The 17,682-nt window shown below is 35.1% G+C and carries 17 protein-coding genes and 1 tRNA gene; 15 read left to right on the top strand and 3 right to left on the bottom strand.

Annotated features, from left to right (window positions below):
- Positions 1-147: 147 nt before the first annotated feature.
- Positions 148-516, bottom strand: coding sequence for a winged helix-turn-helix transcriptional regulator (locus B9T31_RS03915; RefSeq protein WP_086180655.1), 369 nt, complete (start codon positions 514-516; stop codon positions 148-150).
- A 196-nt stretch (positions 517-712) separates the two neighbouring features.
- Between B9T31_RS03915 and B9T31_RS18120 the strand changes: the two genes are divergently transcribed.
- The 3 genes from B9T31_RS18120 (at position 713) to B9T31_RS03905 (ending at position 1,881) form a co-directional block, all read left to right on the top strand.
- Entirely contained in the window at positions 713-1,081 is a 369-nt protein-coding gene (locus B9T31_RS18120) for an SDR family NAD(P)-dependent oxidoreductase (protein WP_265733378.1), read from the top strand.
- Between the two features lie 46 nt (positions 1,082-1,127).
- Positions 1,128-1,412, top strand: coding sequence for an SDR family NAD(P)-dependent oxidoreductase (locus tag B9T31_RS18115; RefSeq protein ID WP_416202513.1), 285 nt, complete (start codon positions 1,128-1,130; stop codon positions 1,410-1,412).
- 379 nt (positions 1,413-1,791) lie between these two features.
- Positions 1,792-1,881, top strand: a tRNA-Ser gene (locus B9T31_RS03905).
- 260 nt (positions 1,882-2,141) lie between these two features.
- On the opposite strand, the gene B9T31_RS03900 is transcribed toward B9T31_RS03905, so the two are convergent.
- Positions 2,142-2,579, bottom strand: coding sequence for a MarR family winged helix-turn-helix transcriptional regulator (locus B9T31_RS03900; protein WP_086180654.1), 438 nt, complete (start codon positions 2,577-2,579; stop codon positions 2,142-2,144).
- Between the two features lie 114 nt (positions 2,580-2,693).
- Positions 2,694-3,731, bottom strand: coding sequence for a 2,5-dihydroxypyridine 5,6-dioxygenase (locus tag B9T31_RS03895; protein ID WP_086180653.1), 1,038 nt, complete (start codon positions 3,729-3,731; stop codon positions 2,694-2,696).
- 228 nt (positions 3,732-3,959) lie between these two features.
- On the opposite strand from B9T31_RS03895, the gene B9T31_RS03890 reads away from it, so the two are divergent.
- From B9T31_RS03890 to B9T31_RS03835, 12 genes are all read left to right on the top strand, one after another.
- On the top strand, positions 3,960-5,102 hold the full coding sequence (locus B9T31_RS03890) for an FAD-dependent oxidoreductase (protein ID WP_086180652.1): 1,143 nt from the start codon (positions 3,960-3,962) through the stop codon (positions 5,100-5,102).
- Positions 5,099-5,905, top strand: coding sequence for an alpha/beta fold hydrolase (locus tag B9T31_RS03885; protein WP_086180651.1), 807 nt, complete (start codon positions 5,099-5,101; stop codon positions 5,903-5,905). Before B9T31_RS03890 ends, B9T31_RS03885 begins: the two co-directional genes overlap by 4 nt.
- A gap of 10 nt (positions 5,906-5,915) precedes the next feature.
- Positions 5,916-6,671, top strand: coding sequence for an Asp/Glu racemase (locus B9T31_RS03880; protein WP_086180650.1), 756 nt, complete (start codon positions 5,916-5,918; stop codon positions 6,669-6,671).
- 14 nt (positions 6,672-6,685) lie between these two features.
- On the top strand, positions 6,686-7,327 hold the full coding sequence (locus tag B9T31_RS03875) for an isochorismatase family protein (RefSeq protein WP_086180649.1): 642 nt from the start codon (positions 6,686-6,688) through the stop codon (positions 7,325-7,327).
- Between the two features lie 179 nt (positions 7,328-7,506).
- A complete protein-coding gene (locus tag B9T31_RS03870) occupies positions 7,507-8,835 on the top strand; it encodes an MFS transporter (protein WP_086180648.1) in 1,329 nt (442 codons plus the stop codon).
- A 58-nt stretch (positions 8,836-8,893) separates the two neighbouring features.
- The gene (locus B9T31_RS03865; RefSeq protein WP_086180647.1) at positions 8,894-10,081 is read left to right on the top strand and encodes a hypothetical protein; all 1,188 of its coding nucleotides are present in this window, start codon (positions 8,894-8,896) and stop codon (positions 10,079-10,081) included.
- 19 nt (positions 10,082-10,100) lie between these two features.
- Positions 10,101-10,805 carry a nitroreductase gene (locus B9T31_RS03860; protein WP_086180646.1) on the top strand — a complete coding sequence of 235 codons (705 nt, stop codon included), beginning with the start codon at positions 10,101-10,103 and terminating at the stop codon, positions 10,803-10,805.
- A gap of 380 nt (positions 10,806-11,185) precedes the next feature.
- Positions 11,186-12,190, top strand: a complete 1,005-nt coding sequence (locus B9T31_RS03855; RefSeq protein ID WP_086180645.1) for an AraC family transcriptional regulator — start codon at positions 11,186-11,188, stop codon at positions 12,188-12,190.
- Between the two features lie 162 nt (positions 12,191-12,352).
- Complete coding sequence (locus B9T31_RS03850; protein ID WP_086180644.1) at positions 12,353-13,468, top strand: NAD(P)-dependent alcohol dehydrogenase; 1,116 nt, start codon at positions 12,353-12,355, stop codon at positions 13,466-13,468.
- 55 nt (positions 13,469-13,523) lie between these two features.
- Positions 13,524-14,834 carry an NAD(P)-dependent benzaldehyde dehydrogenase MdlD gene (gene mdlD, locus B9T31_RS03845; RefSeq protein WP_086180643.1) on the top strand — a complete coding sequence of 437 codons (1,311 nt, stop codon included), beginning with the start codon at positions 13,524-13,526 and terminating at the stop codon, positions 14,832-14,834.
- A gap of 235 nt (positions 14,835-15,069) precedes the next feature.
- Entirely contained in the window at positions 15,070-15,942 is an 873-nt protein-coding gene (locus B9T31_RS03840) for a transporter (RefSeq protein ID WP_228145976.1), read from the top strand.
- A gap of 531 nt (positions 15,943-16,473) precedes the next feature.
- The gene (locus B9T31_RS03835; RefSeq protein ID WP_086180641.1) at positions 16,474-17,682 is read left to right on the top strand and encodes an efflux RND transporter periplasmic adaptor subunit; all 1,209 of its coding nucleotides are present in this window, start codon (positions 16,474-16,476) and stop codon (positions 17,680-17,682) included.

Genomic DNA, 17,682 nt, shown 5'->3' with positions numbered 1-17,682 from the left:
AGAGTTTTTGAAACGGAAAATAGTCACATATTTAATGATTAAGTTTAGCATGTGCTTATAATCTTGCATAAGGTATAGATTCTCTCATCCTATATTTGCATAATAGAAAGAACTATGGTAAGTCAAAAGTATGCATTTATCTTTAGATTATGATATTGCATCAAATTTTGTTCTAGAGGTCATCACTTTTTCAAGATTGAGCTCAATCCAATCTTTCAGCTGGTAAGCAGTATCGGCAAAATCATAACCTAGGGCAGTTAAAGCATATTCAACACGAATAACGCTATCTTCTTGAACCGTGCGTGTAATAAATCCATCTCGTTCTAAAATTTTAAGTTTTTGTGACAATATCTTTGGTGAGATTCCTAAGATACTTTTTCTGAGTTGATTAAAATGCTGAGCTTCTTGGCTGAGTTTATAAATAATGAGCAAAATCCACTTATCTGCAAATTTTTCAAAAAAAACTCGAGCAGGACAGTCTGGGTGAAAGATATTATATTTCATTGGTTTATTCATTTTCGCACACTGAAAAATTGATTTAAAAATAGAAATTTCCACTGATTTAATAGTGGTTACTAAGTGGTAACTAATTGATACTAGGTATCTAAAGTGTATCATAAGTTTTAAATCAATGATCAGTTGATGAATAAAAATGAGTATGCATTTTTATATGGCAAATCATGATTAAACTTAGAATAGAATTGGGTGAAAAATGAATATTTCAGAAGCTATCGTTTTTATAACAGGTGCAAATCGTGGTCTCGGCCTAGCATTAGCGAAAGAAGCTGTTCAGCGAGGTGCAAAAAAAGTGTATGCAGGTATGCGAAGTATAGAAAATTTTAGTGAAAATGGAATCGTTCCGATTGAAATTGATGTTAGTAACACGCAATCTGTACAAAAAGCAGCGATGTTGTGTTCGGATGTTAATATTTTGATCAATAATGCAGGTATCGCACAACCTGATTCAGATCCATTAGATCCAAATGTCATTGAAAATATAAAGAAAATATTAGACATTAATTTATTTGGATTGATTCGAGCTACACAAGCATTTGCACCAATATTGCAAAAAAAATGCTGAGTCAGCGATTGTGAATATTTTATCGTCAGTTTCTTGGGAGCCTAGTTTGTCATTAGCGAGTTATGCTACAACTAAAGCAGCTGCATGGTCATATACAAACTCAATTCGTCAGTTGTTGGCTCATTCTGGTGTAAATGTACAGGGCTTGCATGTTGGATTTATTGATACGGATTTAACCAGATCATTAGATATCCCTAAACTTCCTGCGCAAACTGTTGCTGAAAATGTGTTTGATGGTCTTGAACGTAATGCATTTGAAGTTTTGGTGGGTGAAACCACCGTCGCATTAAAAAATGGTTTAACTGCGGATATCCCAAGTTATATCAAGTGAGTAATTTTATGTTCTCATGTTTTTTATCTATAAACTAGATTAATCATTCATAATGGCGTTCTGACTTTATAAATCATTGATGAGTTCAAATGAGAGTTAGATACTCTCATTTTTATAGTTAAAGAATTGAATTTTATATATATTATTTTGGCAAATGACTTAGGTTAACCAGAAATAGAACTCATATTATAATCTTTGTATAAATTACTTGAAATTTAGACGATAACTAAAAAATTAGGATTGTTCTATCCTAAATAAAACATATTGGACGGATTTAAAATTAGATATTTGAGAAATATGATTCTATTTTAGACACTCAGTTACTTTTTTAATAAAAGTATTTGCCAATTCGGTATTTTGTTTATATTATAGCGCCCATGGAAGCGTGGCAGAGCGGTTTAATGCACCGGTCTTGAAAACCGACGAGGGCGCGAGTCCTCCGTGAGTTCGAATCTCACCGCTTCCGCCAAATATGTTAAAAGGGATCAAATTTTTAATTTGATCCCTTTTTTTGATCTAAAATTTATATTTCTTCTGAGGTGTAAAGTTTAATTTAACTCAGTATATTGTATTTTTAGTGGTAAGAAATTTAGCGGGTTTTGTGTTGGCGCTTTTTGCTCAAAGCATGAGTTAAAATAAATTGGTGTTGTTGAATTTATTGAATAGGATGTTGAAAGTTTTTTAAAAAAAGCTAATCCATATGCTGTATTTGTGAAGTAAGTCGAAATTTTATTTGTCGCTGAGTATTTTCTTTAATAAAAATTGTAGTGCGACTTTCTCTGCGGGATTGAGTGCTTTTAGTGTTGTGTCTGTAATGGTTTCGGCAATTGGAATGGCTAAATCTAGTTCCGCTTTACCTTGAGTGGTAATATGAATTAGGACTTTACGTTTATCATTTAAGTCGGCGTCTTGTGAAATAAGATGTTTGTCTTTTAATCGTTGAATAATGCCGCGAATGGTAGCTTGGTCGATCCCTGTATCTTCAATCAGCTCTTTTTGTGAGCATTCTTGTAGTTTGTTGATGGCGTATAAGACAGCAAACTGCACGGATGTGAGTCGGGTTTCATCTAGACTTTGTTGGAATATTGAAAGGTGGTGATAATAGACACGACGTAATAGATATCCGATTTGTTCTTCAATGACATATTTATGTTCAGATTGACTCATTGTAATTTGAATACCTATTTTAAAATAATGATTTAAAGGCTAAAAATAAATGTGAATCAAGTATAACGCAAAATAATAATCGGTGTATCAGATTATTATTTTGCGTTATTAACTTTAGGCTAGGTCAACGGGTATGCCATTTTGTACAACAATAATATCATCGAGTTTTACGGTGCAGTTTCTAAGTGGAATATCCATGTGACATGGGGTTTTTCGACTTCCACCAACTTCAGTATTTGGGCCTGTAGAAAATAGAAAATTACCATTAAATGCTCTTGCATCCATGCACATACCATCATTTTTGTCATGTAGACCCATTGCTGTCCATTGTGCACGAGGTTGTAGCCCCCAACCAATATGGGAAATACCATAAACTTCAGGATCGTTAAAATATTTCATATAATCACGTAAATATTCTGCTTCAAACCCGCCATAAATTTTGGTGATTAATCCTTTTTCTATTTCTAATGTTACTTTTTCACGAACATAGGTTTTAAAGGGAAGTAAAATATCTCCGATATCCAAAACTAATGTTCCTTCTGCTGTATTTTCATTTGGCCAAGTAAATAAAAAACCGCTTGGCCAATGATCCCATCTGCCTGGTTCATCGGCAAAACCGTATTCGGTGACTGATGGATATTGTCCAAGAGGTGCATAAAAATCACTACCAGCCTTGGATGTTACATGCATGCTTTTTGCATTTTTTAAATATTTTTCAGCGGTTAAAACTCGTTGCTTATCTTCAAGTGTTGGAAGAATACGCGCTAAAACCTCTGGTGGTTCGACAGCTAGTAAAATTCGCGTGCCTGTTTTAAGTATTTGCTCTTGTTCAGGAGAGTGCAGCAACATCATGGTGTCAATAATTAAATCTGCTGCCTCTAATGCGCGCTGAGCAGCTAAGTTTCCTGTTAAGGCGGTATCCCCACAATAAGCTGTCATGTCATTGCCTATGGCTTTGGGGTGGTTAAAAGAAGGTAATTCTAGAATAAATACTTTCGCTTTTAAACGAAGGGCAGCATCCATCGCAGCTTGAATTGTTTGCGGATGAGAATAATGGCTTTTAAGAATAGCAACACTCTGGGTTTCATCGACTTTAGAGAGTTGTAGAACGTGTTCAAACATTTGCGTTAATTCAGAGGTATTTACAGGCATAACGGCACTCCTTTGCTGATCATTTTTTATCGTAATAAAGAGCATACACTTTAATAACAAAAAAACAAAACATTTATTTGTTTTTATAAAATATATAAATATATGATATTTATCACTAATATTAAAAATTATAAAAAAGATTAAAAATATTTTTTAAAGTGTATAGACTTTAAAAAAATCTTAATGTATATCTAATTAGTAGGAAATATTTGTTTAAAGGAGTAGACGATGAGTAAGTCCAAAAAAATTGCTGTAATTGGTGCAGGTCTCGGTGGGGCATCAATGGGATTACTGTTACAAAAAGCTGGTTTTGATGTTGATGTATATGAGCAAGCTTCTGAGTTTTCAAGATTAGGTGCAGGGATTCACATTGGTCCAAATATCATGAAAATTTTTCGTGAAATGGGCTTAGAAAAAGATTTGGAAGAGATGGGTTGTCATCCAGATTATTGGATTAGTCGTGATGGAAATTCAGCAGAAGTTCTTGCTCAAGCACCGTTAACAGGTTATGGCGCGGCATATATTACAATTCATCGTGGTGATATGCATGCACGTCAAATAGATGCATTACAGCAAGATAAACTTCATTTTGGTAAACGCTTAAATGCAGTAGCGCAAAAAGAAGATCATGTTTTATTAAGTTTTGATGATGGTACAACGGCTGAAGCAAGTATTGTGATTGGTGCAGATGGAATTAATTCTAAAATTCGTGAAACGATTTTAGGACCAGAGGCACCACTTTATAGTGGTTGGGTTGCACATCGCGCATTAATTACAGGTGAAAAATTAGCAAAACTTAAAGCAGAATTTGACTTAGATGATTGTGTGAAATGGTGGTATGAAGACCGTCATATCATGGCGTATTGTACGACAAAAGAACGTGATGAATATTACTTTGTAACAGGCGTACCGCACCCAGCGTGGGATTTTCAAGGAAAAAGTTATGTACCATGCGACAAAGCTGAATTATTTGAGACATTCAAAGATTTCCATCCCTCTATCCTTGCCATGATTGAAGCGAGTGAAAATGTTACCAAATGGCCACTCAATAATCGAAATCCTTTACCGATTTGGAGTCATGGGCGTTTAGTACTGTTAGGCGATGCCTGTCATCCAATGAAGCCTCATATGGCGCAAGGTGCAGGTATGGCAATTGAAGATGCCGCAATATTGACTCGTTGCTTATTGGATGAAGGACTTGATAATTATCAACATGCATTCAAGCTTTATGAACAAAATCGTAAAGATCGTGCAAGCCAAGTTCAAAAAGTTTCAAATGCAAATACATTCTTGAAATCTCAAGAAGATCCTTCGTGGGTTTATGGCTTTGATGCTTATGCACAGCCACTTCATGAAGAGGAAGCTGTATGAGTCAGTTCCTATATGGAAGTAATGTAGCGGTGAATAATATTCGACTACATTATCTTCGCTATGGTGGTCGGGGACAAAGTTTAGTACTTATTCCTGGTATTACCAGTCCAGCCATTACATGGGGTTTTGTGGCTGAAAAGTTGGCTGAATATTTTGATGTTTATGTTTTAGATGTTCGTGGTCGAGGATTATCTTCTTCAGGTGATCATCTTGAATATGATACGGACACATGTGCAATCGATATTCTTGAATTTGTTCAAAAACTAGAACTGAGCAATTATATTTTAGTTGGTCATTCTATGGGGGCACGCTTTGCAATTCGTTGTGCAGCGTATAAGCCTAAGGACTTACAAAAAATTGTATTAATTGATCCACCTGTTTCTGGTCCACATCGACGTGCATATCCAAGCCAATTACCTTGGTATGTCGATTCAATTCAGCAATCGATTGTTGGTATGAATGCAGAGCAGATGAAACAATTTTGCCCAACATGGACATTGGAGCAAAGACAGCTGCGTGCAGAATGGCTACATACCTGTTATTTACCTGCCATTATTAAAGCATTTAACGATTTCCATGAAGTTGATATTCACCAATATCTTCCAGATGTTGAAGTACCAGCCTTATTAATGGTCGCAGGTAAAGGTGGTGTTATTCAGGCTGAAGATATTCTAGAGATACAAGCACTTAATTCAAAGGTTGTCGTAAGTCATGTGACAGATGCTGGGCATATGATTCCTTGGGATGATTTAACTGGGTTTTATCAAGGGTTTGGCAACTTTTTAGGGCAAAAAATTGTTTAAGGATAAACACATGCAAAAAATTTATAAAATTGGTCAAATTGTACCTAGTTCAAATACTACGATGGAAACTGAAATTCCAGCGATGCTTGGTGCAAGACAACTTATTCGACCTGAAAAGTTTACCTTTCACTCAAGTCGTATGCGGATGAAGCACGTTAAAAAAGAAGAATTGGCTGCTATGGATGCACAGTCTGATCGTTGTGCATTGGAGTTGTCGGATGCGAAGGTTGAAGTTTTAGGTTATGCCTGTCTTGTGGCGATTATGTCAATGGGTCTAGGCTATCATCGTGAATCTGAAAAACGTCTGCATCAAGTCACTGTGGATAATGATGCCGCAGCACCAATTGTGACCAGTGCAGGTGCATTGGTGCAAGGTCTAAAAGTGATGAATGCTAAAAAAATTGTGGTGGTTACACCATATATGAAGCCATTGACTGAATTGGTTGTGGATTATATTCGTGCTGAAGGTTTTGAAGTTTTAGATTATGTAGCATTAGAAATCGCAGATAATATTGCCGTTGCTCAGCATGATCCAAATAATCTACCTGAAATTGTTCAAAAATTAAACTATAAAGATGCCGATGTGATTGTACTTTCTGCTTGTGTACAAATGCAATCTTTGCCTGCGGTGTCAAAAGTTGAAGCACTTACAGGCAAACCTGTAATTTCAGCAGCGATTGCAACAACTTATCAAATGTTAAAAGCATTAGATTTAGAGCCTATTGTTCCAGGGGCTGGCGCTTTATTGTCTGGTGCTTATGCATAAATAGGAGAGTGCATATGTCACAACAAAATGTAGCTGAGAATTATCAAGGAGTCTGGGGCAATAGAATTGGTTTTGGACAAAAACCAGTTCTACTTCTTGTGGATTTCATGAAGTCCTATGTCACACCTTCAGAACCTTTATATGCCTCCGATGTGATTAAAGCTGTGGCTGAAACAGCACAAGTTCTAGAACTTGCACGAGAAAAAGATGTTTTAGTGATTCACACCAATATTTTATATCACGCAAAAGATCAAATTGATGGGGGGATGTGGGTCAAAAAATCTCCTGTTATGGCAGCAATGGTAGCAACAAATCCAGCCACCGAATTTTGTGCTGAAGTTACACCGCTGAACACAGAGCTGGTCGTTACTAAAAACTATGCAAGTGCCTTTTTTGGAACAAGTTTGGCATCAATTTTGAATGCTAATCAAATAGATACAGTCATTATTGTTGGCTGTTCGACCAGTGGGTGTGTACGTGCTACAGCCGTTGATGCGGTGCAGTATGGATTTAAAACAATTGTAATTCGTGAGTGTGTTGGTGACCGGCACCAAGCACCTCATGAGGCAAATTTGTTTGATATTGATAGTAAATATGGAGATGTTGTATCAAAACAAGAAGCGATAAATTATTTGTCTGATTATCGTGGCAATTGATTAGATACACAAAAATAGATTATGGAAATATCAAGATAATGCAAATCAGGGAAGTATTTGTAGTGCAAGTCAGGGACGATTCATTCAATGCATTGGGGCTAAGAATTTTTCGGCTTATATGTACATAATATGTACGGAAAAGCACTATAAACTTGGTTTGCTATCTAATGGAGTTAGATATGGTTACCAATGTTTTAACATCGAAGTCAGAGACAACAGAAGGTCATACAGAACGGGATGTTCTGGTTTATAAAAAAGTAATTTGGAAAATCATTCCATTTTTATGTTTTTGTTATATTGCTGCATATTTAGACAGAATTAATGTTGGTCTAGCAAAATTGCACATGTTAAGCGATGTGCATTTAAGTGAAGCTGCATTTGGATTGGGTGCAGGTTTATTCTTTGTGGGTTATATCATTTTTGAAGTTCCAAGTAATTTAATCATGGAAAAGGTGGGTGCCAAAATTTGGATTGCCCGAATTATGATTACATGGGGAATTCTATCTGGTTTAACGATGTTTGTGACTACACCCATGCAATTTTACGTTCTGCGTTTTTTACTTGGTGCTGCTGAAGCAGGATTCTTACCAGGCGTTTTATATTACTTAACAACATGGTTCCCAACGTATTATCGCGGAAAAATTATTGCGTTATTTATGATTGGATTACCACTAGCCGTTATTATTGGTAGCCCATTGTCTGGTTGGATTATGGGAACTTTTGACCAAATACTTGGGTTCACTGGTTGGCAATGGTTATTTTTCTTAGAAGCAATACCAAGTGTACTTTTAGGTATTTTAACGCTAAAAGTTTTGCCAAATCATTTCTCAAAAGCAAAATGGTTAAGCTCAGATGAAAAAGCAATTATTGAAGAAAACCTGAAAAAAGATTTATCTACAAATAGTGCAGCAAAAGAAAAAAGTAGTTTTAAAGATGGATTCTTTAATCTAAACATTTTAAAACTTGGCGCAATTAATTTCTCAATGTTGCTATGTACCTATTCTATGGGGTTTTGGTTGCCAACCTTTATTAAAAATACAGGAATGAGCAATGTATTACATATAGGTTTATTGGTTGCTATTCCAAGTGTGATTGGCTTAATTGCGATGTTATTAATTGGTAAGAGTTCCGACAAATATAGAGAACGTCGTTGGCATTTAGTTATTCCTTTTATTGTCGGTTCTATTGCTTTATTTTTCACCTCAATGTTTAGTGCTAATCTTGTAATGACAGTCATTCTATTCTCGATTGCAGCGATTGCAACTACAGGAACAATCCCCGTCTTTTTCAGCTTACCAGCCACTTTCCTATCAGGTACTGCTGCCGCAACTGGATTTGCCCTCGCTTGCTCATTAGCAAATCTTGCAGGTTTAGTGAGTAATACATTGGTGGGCTATGCAATACAAATTACAGGCAAACCAGATGGTGCATTATTAGTATTTGCTGTCTGCCTACTCATAAGCTGCTTAATTGTTTTATCTCTGCCTAAAAAACTGGTCAATAAGTAATTTTAAATGGATTTAAACGGCAAATAATGTGGATAAGTTATTTGCTTAGGGGAAAATTATGCTTAAAAAATATCATTTATGTGTATTAGCGATGAGTGTTTTATCTTGCAATATCTATGCAAATCAAGGGGCTACATTTGCTTGGTCAACAGAAGATGGTGCAAAATCAATACAAATAGGTGGATTTGTTCGAACGAATTATCGCGATGAACATTGGGAAAGCAAGAACAACGGAAAGTTTTTATTTGATAATGCGCGTTTGAATATTAAAGGAAAATATGATCAGTTTTATTTAGATACTAGTTATGCATTTCAAGATGATCATAAACGCTCAATTGAACATGCATGGGTTGGTTATAAACCAAATGATCATCAGGATTTTCAAGCGGGTATCATTTATAAACCCTTTGGTATTTATCCCTTTCCACAACATGCATGGAGTTTCCAAATACCTTTCTTTTTAGGATTTGCAGATAGTGTAGCACCAGGGATAGGTTGGAAAAACTCACAGCAAGATTATGATTTTAATTTAGCCTATATGCCCATCATGAGTGGGAGTAGTATTCGTTACTCACCTGAAGTTGGTGCAGCAGATGATTTAAAAAATGTACTGCCAAGTCAAATGCAATATTTGAATGAAAAACGTAATCAAGTCAATGTGAGGCTTGCCAAAAAGCTGGATTTAGCGATAGGTAAGCAAGAATTTGGTATTAGCGGTGCGTATTCCCAATTACATAATAAAGCTACAGATAAAGATGGAAGTTATTATGCACTTGGGCTACATACTATTAATCACTATCAGAAGTGGGATTTGCAAACCTCAGTGATTCATTATAAATACGATGCTAAAAATCCTGTAGGGGTAGATAGTGATCGTGTATTAATGCAATCAAATGGACTGACTCCTGCTTATTTTATTGCATCAGAAGGTACGATTGGAATATTCAATATTGGTTATACTCAGCCTGTGTCTACCAAGTATTTTCCTAATCTGAAATCTGTCAAATTTTATAATGATTATAGTATTTTATGGAAAGATCGATCTGATTGGTCAAATTCACAAATGGATACTTTTGGGGTGTTATTCAATGCAATGCCATTTATGATTTGGATTGATGGAAGTGTTGGAAAAAATGTGAATGCACTGGGCGGTGCTAAAAATTCAACAGGTTATACATCAACAAATTCTGATTATAGTAATGATTGGAAGTTTAGATGGAATATCAATATTGGTTATAACTTTTAAAGTTTAATGGACTGAATTTATGGAATTGCAATCGAATAATGATGTTGAACGTGTAATTTTAGAACGACATTCTGTACGTGCATTTACTTCTCAAGATGTAAGTGATGAGTGTCTTCAAGACATGCTGAATAAAGCTGCACGTGCACCTTCAGGAACCAATACGCAACCGTGGAAAGTTTATGTGGTGAAAGACCAGACAAAACAACAGATTACGGAACAAGTGGTTGCATCTGTAAATTCAGTATATGAAGGTATTCAACCCAAATCGAACTTTACGCCACCATATGCATATTATTCAGATCAGTGGTTTGAGCCTTATTTGCAACGTCGCCGTGAAAATGGCTGGAGCATGTATGGCATATTAGGCATTTCAAAGGGAGATCGATGGGCAATGCATCAGCAACAGCTTCGAAATTTTCAATTTTTTGATGCGCCAGTTGGACTGTTTTTTACAACTCATCGTGCATTAGAAGCGGGTGCTAAAATGGCAATTGCTATGTTGATGCAAAATATTATGCTTTTGGCAAAAGCCCAAGGTTTAGATACATGCCCGCAAGCATCGTGGAATGATTACCATGAAATTATTATGCCGATTTTAGGTGCAGAACAAGATGAAATATTCATTTGTGGAATGTCTTTAGGTTATGCAGATCAGTCGAGCGTAATTAATCAATTACATACGCCAAGAGAGCCTATTGAAAATTTTACAAAATTTTGTACTTAAGTCTAAAATGACTTTTAAAAAGTTTATATGTATACCGAATTAATTTTTTCATTGAGTTAAAGCAGAACCCTGATTGTATTAGGGTTTTTTATTTGAAGTTGATATGTTGAAATAAGGTTAATATTGATTATTCGTGAGGTTGAAAACTAAATTTTAGATCGAATAATAGCTACTGATAATTTTAAAAAGCCACAATTATTTTTTTAATTCAAATGGTCATTCGTGTAATGCATGAATGATTATATGAAGATTCATCTTAATTTTAGTGAAATATCAGTCTTGCATTTCATGATTAAAACATTTTATATAGAGAGAATTTTGATCTTTAATGGTCATTAATCAAATAATTTTAATAATATTTTTAACAGGGAGTTGTTAAAATGTTGATTAAAGAATACTTAGAGCGTGGAACGGAACATACTACATTTCAAAGCAATAGTGAGTATTCTCAAGACTGGGATTCTATAAAAAGATGGTCTGATCAAGTTTATTTACCGTTTAAGGTCAGACCTATTGGTCAAATACATGACCCTACGGCATATATGGCGCGAATTAATATTGGGAAATTACTTTTAACACGGTTTACTTATGGCATACCGGTTAATATTTATAACTTTTCTGAAAATGCTTCCAATGTTTTATTATTGACAACCATACATGGGCATGCTCGTCATGCCATTGATGCTCAAAGAAGTATTATGACTGGCGTAAACCAATCTTATATTATGGATTCAAGTTACCCAGATGATTATGGTTTTTTTGCCAGTGAAGATAACATTCAATTAAATTTAACGATTCCTAAAAGTTTTCTAAAGGAATTAATTTTGGTAAATTTCGGGTATGAGGCACCGCCAAGTTTATGGAAAGCGAGAACCAGTTTTGGTGATAAAAATATCTGTTGGATGGCATTGTTAAATTATGTGTATCAGTGCCTTAAAGAAATTCCAAATCAAGAATTACAAAAAAAAGCAGGGGAACATTTACAACAAATTATTGGTTTACATGTAATTAATGAATGGGCAAATCGAGAAAAAATAAATTTAAATCAGCCACATGATATTGCACCATCTTATGTTGATCGCGCGGAAGAGTTTATTCGTAGTTCTTTACAGTATAGTCCAACCATTGCTGAAATTGCACAAACTGTAGGGGTGAGTATTCGAACTTTATCATCAAGTTTTAAAAAATATAAACACATGACGATTGGTCAACAAGTTCGTCAATTAAGGCTTGAAAAAACCCGACAATTGTTGATTAAAGCGGATATTCATGCAAACGTCATGGATATTGCTCATGCTTGTGGTTATATTAATTTAGGTGATTTTGCACGGCAATATAAACAAAAATATGGTGAATTACCATCTCAAACGATAAAAAGAAAATAACTGTAATATTTGCCGAAATATGACAATTGCTTCCTTATTTTGGTAGCAAAAGCTTATTTTGATTTGTTTAAATCATTTGCATCAATGAGTTTCTCATTATTAAAAAGCACAACATCATATTGATGATATGTGGGCAAATATAAATGCAAATGGAGTATGCAAATGAAAGTGAAAGCAGCAGTGGTTAATGGCGTTAATACGAACTATAGCTTTGAGTCGTTGAATTTAGCTGAATTACAGCACGATGAAGTACGTGTACGTATCGTGGCAACAGGAATCTGTCATTCAGATGATGCATTAAGGCTGGGTCATGCCGGCTTTGGTTTTCCTGCCGTATTGGGGCATGAAGGCGCTGGAATTGTTGAGCAAGTCGGTTCAAGTGTGAATCATATTGCCAAAGGTGATCATGTGGTTTTGGCCTATGCGTACTGTAGTCATTGTAACCATTGCCTTGAAGGAATTCCTGCAGCATGCACAGATTGGCTATCTTTAAATTGGGGCTCACTTCGTAAAGATGGTTCGGCATTTTTTACTAAAGATGATGGAACAGCGGTCAGTAACTTCTTTCATCAATCTTCTTTTTCAACATATACCAATGTCAAAGTCAGTAATGTCATTAAAGTAGAAAAAGATCTGGATTTAAGAATACTTGGACCACTGGGCTGTGGTTTGATGACAGGAGTGGGAACAATTGTTAATGGCTTACAAGCAAAACCTGGTTCCAGTATTGTCATTTTAGGAACTGGTGCAGTCGGTTTAGCTGCAATGATGGCAGCTAAAATTGCAGGTTGCTCTACGATTATTGCAGTAGACATTCACGATTCACGTTTAGCGTTATCTAAAGAGTTAGGTGCAACACATACAATTAATAGTAAAAATACCGATGTACTTGAGCGTGTACGTGAAATTACGAATCAAGTGGGGGTGAATTATTCCATTGATACCACTGGCATTAGTGATGTCATGAAATTATCTCTAGATGTATTGGCTATACGTGGCGTTGCTGCACCCATTGCGGTTACAAATCATGATTTAGTGCTCAATACACTGAATGATTTAGTGATTTCAAGTAAAAAAATGATTGGTGTACTCATGGGGGCCACAATACCTCAGTTGACAATTCCGAAAATGATTGAGTTTTATAAGAATGGAGATTTTCCATTTGATAAGTTGATTCAATTTTATCCATTTGAGGAAATTAATCAGGCTTCAGCAGACTCCTTAAGTGGTAAAACGATTAAACCTGTATTGATTTTAGACCCTAATTACTCAGTTTAATATGATAATTATTCAAAAATAAATTGAAAATGAGAAACGAGATAAGGAAATTCCCATGCAAATGACAGATCAGCACACCATTAAAACTATTTTTGATCAGCAAAAGCAATTTTTTAAAACGGGTGCAACCAAAGATTTAAACTTTAAAAAAGAGAATTTGCAAAAACTAAAAACAGCAGTTTTGACGTTTAAAGAAGATATTTATGTCGCATTAGAACAAGATTTAGGTAAAAGCCGAGATTTTGTTGATCTTGCTGAAATTGGCGAAGTGATTACAGAGGTTGATTTTGCCTTACAACATATTGATGAATGGGTAAAAGCTGAAAAAGTGCCGACCTATGCTTTATTAGAGCCAGCGGAATGTTTTATTGAAAATGAAGCATATGGTGTGGCGTATATTGTTTGTCCATTTAATTACCCAGTAAATTTGGCATTTGCCCCATTGGTTGCTGCATTTGCTGCAGGTAATACTGCTATTATCAAAACTTCTGAAAATACGCCAGCAACTGCATTGGTCATTGAAAAAATCGTAAAAGCTACTTTTGATGAAAAACATGTTGCCGTGGTTCATGGTGCCAAAGAGGAGAATGAGTTTTTATTGAGTTTAAATTTTGACTTTATTTTCTTTACGGGTAGCACCATGGTTGGAAAAATTGTCATGGAAGCTGCTGCAAAAAATTTGACACCATGTATTTTGGAACTAGGAGGAAAAAGTCCACTCATTGTTATGCCAGATGCAGATTTAGACCATACTGTTGATCAACTTTTATTTGGAAAATTTGCCAATAGTGGACAAACTTGTGTAGCACCAGATTATTTGTTGGTGCATGAACAAGTGAAACAACTGCTGCTAGAGAAATTTATCGCAAAAGTGAAAATGACTTATGCTGAAGTAAGTGCAAATGGAAAAATTATTAGCAGTCATCAAGTGAAAAAACTTGCCAATATGTTGGCTCAAACACAAGGAACAGTAGTTTTTGGTGGGAATTATGATCAAGAAAATCGTCATTTTCAGGCAACAGTTGTCGACCATGTGAGTTGGGATGATGCATTAATGCAGCATGAACTCTTTGGTCCAATTTTACCTGTGATGAGTTTTAATAACGTTGATCATCTTATTGATGAAATTAATACACATCATCCTAAACCGCTTGCCGCTTATGTATTTAGTAAAAACATTACACAGGCACGTCAAATTTTGGCAAAAATTCCAGCAGGGGATGTCATTGTGAATGGCGTAATGTTGCAAGCATTTTCACCTTATTTGCCTTTTGGTGGGAGTGGTTTATCTGGCATAGGAAGCTATCATGGTCTCCATGGTTATCAAGCATTTACCTATAAAAAATCAGTTATTGTTTATCCATAATATTGCGTTTGTGACATAAAAAACCATCTAATTGATTAGATGGTTTTTTTATTAATAAATTGAAATTATACAGTTTTTCATTATTTGCCTATTTTGAGTAATTCTTGCCGTATTACAGTAGTGACTGAAAAATATTCATTTAAAATTGATTAATGAGCTTAAGAACATTGGCTGATGTCGCTTGATCTCAATGAATGGAATCAAAAGTTAAATCAATGGGTCAGGAAAACTTTAAATGAATAAAATAATGCAATCGTTGGTGACATTTACATTGTTATGCAGTGTGAATAGTCAACTTTGGGCAATCGATGTTGATGCTGGAGATTATGATGCTGTTCCAAATGGTGTCAATCTTGCTATTCTTTATTATCAACATGCTTCTGCCAATAAGCTTTATTCAGATGGTCATAGCGTGAATGGAAAATATGGCTTAACGTCTAATATTGGAATAGCACGATATGTAAAATATATCGAGAAAGGGAAAATATTATTTGCACCACAAATTTTAATTCCATTAGGTGAGGTTCAGCCAGAGCATGACAGTAAAGCGTTATTAGGAAATAATGCCAGTGGCTTAGGCGATATTACGCTTGCAAGTGCTTTTATTTATACGCTACAAAATAGCGCAATAAAAACCATTGGTTTAACTCCTTATTTGGTTTTACCGACAGGAAAATATGATAAAGATAAATTTAGCCTCAGTGAGAATCGATTAAAACTGATTGTACAGGGCGCCATTACCAGTCAACTGAGTGATCAAATATCATGGGATAATATTGCGGATATTACATTTTATGGTCATAACGATAAAATTGCAGCAGGGGGGAAACTGAAACAAAATATGGGATATCAAGTACAAACCAATGTACGACTTCATTTAAATGAAATGACCGATTTAAGAGCAGGGTTATCCTATAACGATTTTGGTGATGTCAAAACCAACGGTATAACAACCCAAAGCAATCAACAAACTAAAATATGGCTCGGTGTTGGATATAAACCAACAACAAGTACGCAACTTTTGATGAATGTAGGTCAAGATCTGAACGTAAAAAATGGTTTTAAAGAGCAATATCGACTCAATTTTAGATTATTAAAAGCATTTTAGTCAGCATATTTATGCCATTTTATAACCAGTTGAGGTGCGACTAATCAAAAATAAAAATCGCTTGATTAAGTAATTAAATTTTTATGCGGATTTAAAGTCTTAATGATCTTAAGGCTTTTTAATGGATCATATAAATGCAATACAAAAAGAGTTTAGCACTGTTGATCACGTGAGATCGAGTCAAAATAATGATGTATGGTTTGTAAAAGATAGAAGATTGAAGAAAAACAATAAATAAATGCTAATGATAATAATTATTATTTGCAAAAAAATGATTTTTAAAATATAACTCTCTCTGCAGTTTTATATTCGCGTATTTCTTTGATGCTACAGAGAGCTCTTAGAAAAGTGTGACTGTAATTTCCCATCATTGATTTTTTAATTAATGCATTTGGCTCATATTATTCAGTGGTTAAGTAGCAGTCTAAAAAGATGTATTCAATTCATCTAAAGTTATTTTTGACTTTATTGATGGTGACCGCGAATGAATGAATTGCCATGTTTTATTTGATTCTATAGGTAAGTATTTTGATGAGTAGTCAGCCAGAAAATTTAAATCGCCAAAATTATTCTCTTGCCACGAAGTCTAAATATTTAATAGGACTCATTATTCTTCTAGTTTTAGGCGGAGGAAGTTGGTATTGGTTTACAGCATCGTCAAAACCTACAGAAGCACAATTTAGTCAATGGAGTAAGCCTGTTCCTGTTCGCGTTGTTCCAGTTGAACGTCGTGATTTAAATGTTGAATTAAAAGCAATTGGAACGATTGTTCCTGCACATACAGTGAATGTACAGAGTCAGGTTTCAGGTGTATTACAACAGGTTTATTTTAATGAAGGAGACGTTGTAAACAAAGGTCAATTATTGGCGCAAATTGATGCTGCACCATTTCAAGTTGCGTTGGCACAAGCGCAAGGTATACAACAACAAAATTTAGCACAATTGCGTAATGCTGAAGTAGAGCTTGCGCGTTATCAATTATTATTTAGTCAAGACTCTATTGCAAAACAACAGGTTGAACAACAGCAAGCACTGGTTAACCAGTTAAAAGGGCAAACTCAGGCGAATCAAGCACAAGTGAATGCTGCTAAACTTCAGTTGTCATATACGAAAATATATTCACCGATTACTGGAAGAATAGGGTTTAAACAAAAAGATGTTGGGAATTTGATACAAGCCAATGAAGACAATGGTCTAGTAACAATCACACAAATTAATCCAATTTATGCACAATTTTCCATTGCAGAAAACTATTTAGATCCTATTCGTTCAGCCATGCGAAAAGGTGAAAAATTACAAGTCAGTGCTTGGGATAAGACCGAGCAAAAACAATTGGCTGTAGGCGTTGTCAAATCTTTAGATAACCAGATTGATATTAAGACCGGAACATTAAAGTTAAAAGCCGTTTTTGATAATCATAATGATGCATTATTTCCAAACCAATTTGTCAATATTGTCTTAAGTGTTCATACCCTTCCAAATGCACTAATGATTCCAAATGATGCGATTCAACATGGTGCAAAAGGCACTTATGTCTATGTGATTAATAAAGAAAATAAAGCTGAAGTACGAATGTTAAAAACAGGAGTGACATCTCAGGGGAAAATCGAGATTTTATCTGGGCTTACGGGGAATGAACAGGTTGTTTTAGAGGGAATTGATCGTTTATCTGAAGGTCGTGAAGCCCAAATTGTTCCAGAAAATAAACAAGCAATCTCAACATCGCAGGATGCTCAGTAA

The organism is Acinetobacter sp. ANC 4558, assembly GCF_002135375.1.
In the GTDB taxonomy this organism is placed as follows: domain Bacteria; phylum Pseudomonadota; class Gammaproteobacteria; order Pseudomonadales; family Moraxellaceae; genus Acinetobacter.
This window is presented reverse-complemented; position numbering and strand designations above follow the sequence as displayed.

Excerpts from the sequence above, each read along its gene's own strand:
- B9T31_RS03915 (WP_086180655.1), bottom strand. The coding sequence starts at position 516 with ATGAATAAACCAATGAAATATAATATCTTTCACCCAGACTGTCCTGCT.
- B9T31_RS18120 (WP_265733378.1), top strand. The coding sequence starts at position 713 with ATGAATATTTCAGAAGCTATCGTTTTTATAACAGGTGCAAATCGTGGT.
- B9T31_RS03900 (WP_086180654.1), bottom strand. The coding sequence starts at position 2,579 with ATGAGTCAATCTGAACATAAATATGTCATTGAAGAACAAATCGGATAT.
- B9T31_RS03895 (WP_086180653.1), bottom strand. The coding sequence starts at position 3,731 with ATGCCTGTAAATACCTCTGAATTAACGCAAATGTTTGAACACGTTCTA.
- B9T31_RS03890 (WP_086180652.1), top strand. The coding sequence starts at position 3,960 with ATGAGTAAGTCCAAAAAAATTGCTGTAATTGGTGCAGGTCTCGGTGGG.
- B9T31_RS03885 (WP_086180651.1), top strand. The coding sequence starts at position 5,099 with ATGAGTCAGTTCCTATATGGAAGTAATGTAGCGGTGAATAATATTCGA.
- B9T31_RS03880 (WP_086180650.1), top strand. The coding sequence starts at position 5,916 with ATGCAAAAAATTTATAAAATTGGTCAAATTGTACCTAGTTCAAATACT.
- B9T31_RS03875 (WP_086180649.1), top strand. The coding sequence starts at position 6,686 with ATGTCACAACAAAATGTAGCTGAGAATTATCAAGGAGTCTGGGGCAAT.
- B9T31_RS03870 (WP_086180648.1), top strand. The coding sequence starts at position 7,507 with ATGGTTACCAATGTTTTAACATCGAAGTCAGAGACAACAGAAGGTCAT.
- B9T31_RS03865 (WP_086180647.1), top strand. The coding sequence starts at position 8,894 with ATGCTTAAAAAATATCATTTATGTGTATTAGCGATGAGTGTTTTATCT.
- B9T31_RS03860 (WP_086180646.1), top strand. The coding sequence starts at position 10,101 with ATGGAATTGCAATCGAATAATGATGTTGAACGTGTAATTTTAGAACGA.
- B9T31_RS03855 (WP_086180645.1), top strand. The coding sequence starts at position 11,186 with ATGTTGATTAAAGAATACTTAGAGCGTGGAACGGAACATACTACATTT.
- B9T31_RS03850 (WP_086180644.1), top strand. The coding sequence starts at position 12,353 with ATGAAAGTGAAAGCAGCAGTGGTTAATGGCGTTAATACGAACTATAGC.
- mdlD (WP_086180643.1), top strand. The coding sequence starts at position 13,524 with ATGCAAATGACAGATCAGCACACCATTAAAACTATTTTTGATCAGCAA.
- B9T31_RS03840 (WP_228145976.1), top strand. The coding sequence starts at position 15,070 with ATGAATAAAATAATGCAATCGTTGGTGACATTTACATTGTTATGCAGT.
- B9T31_RS03835 (WP_086180641.1), top strand. The coding sequence starts at position 16,474 with ATGAGTAGTCAGCCAGAAAATTTAAATCGCCAAAATTATTCTCTTGCC.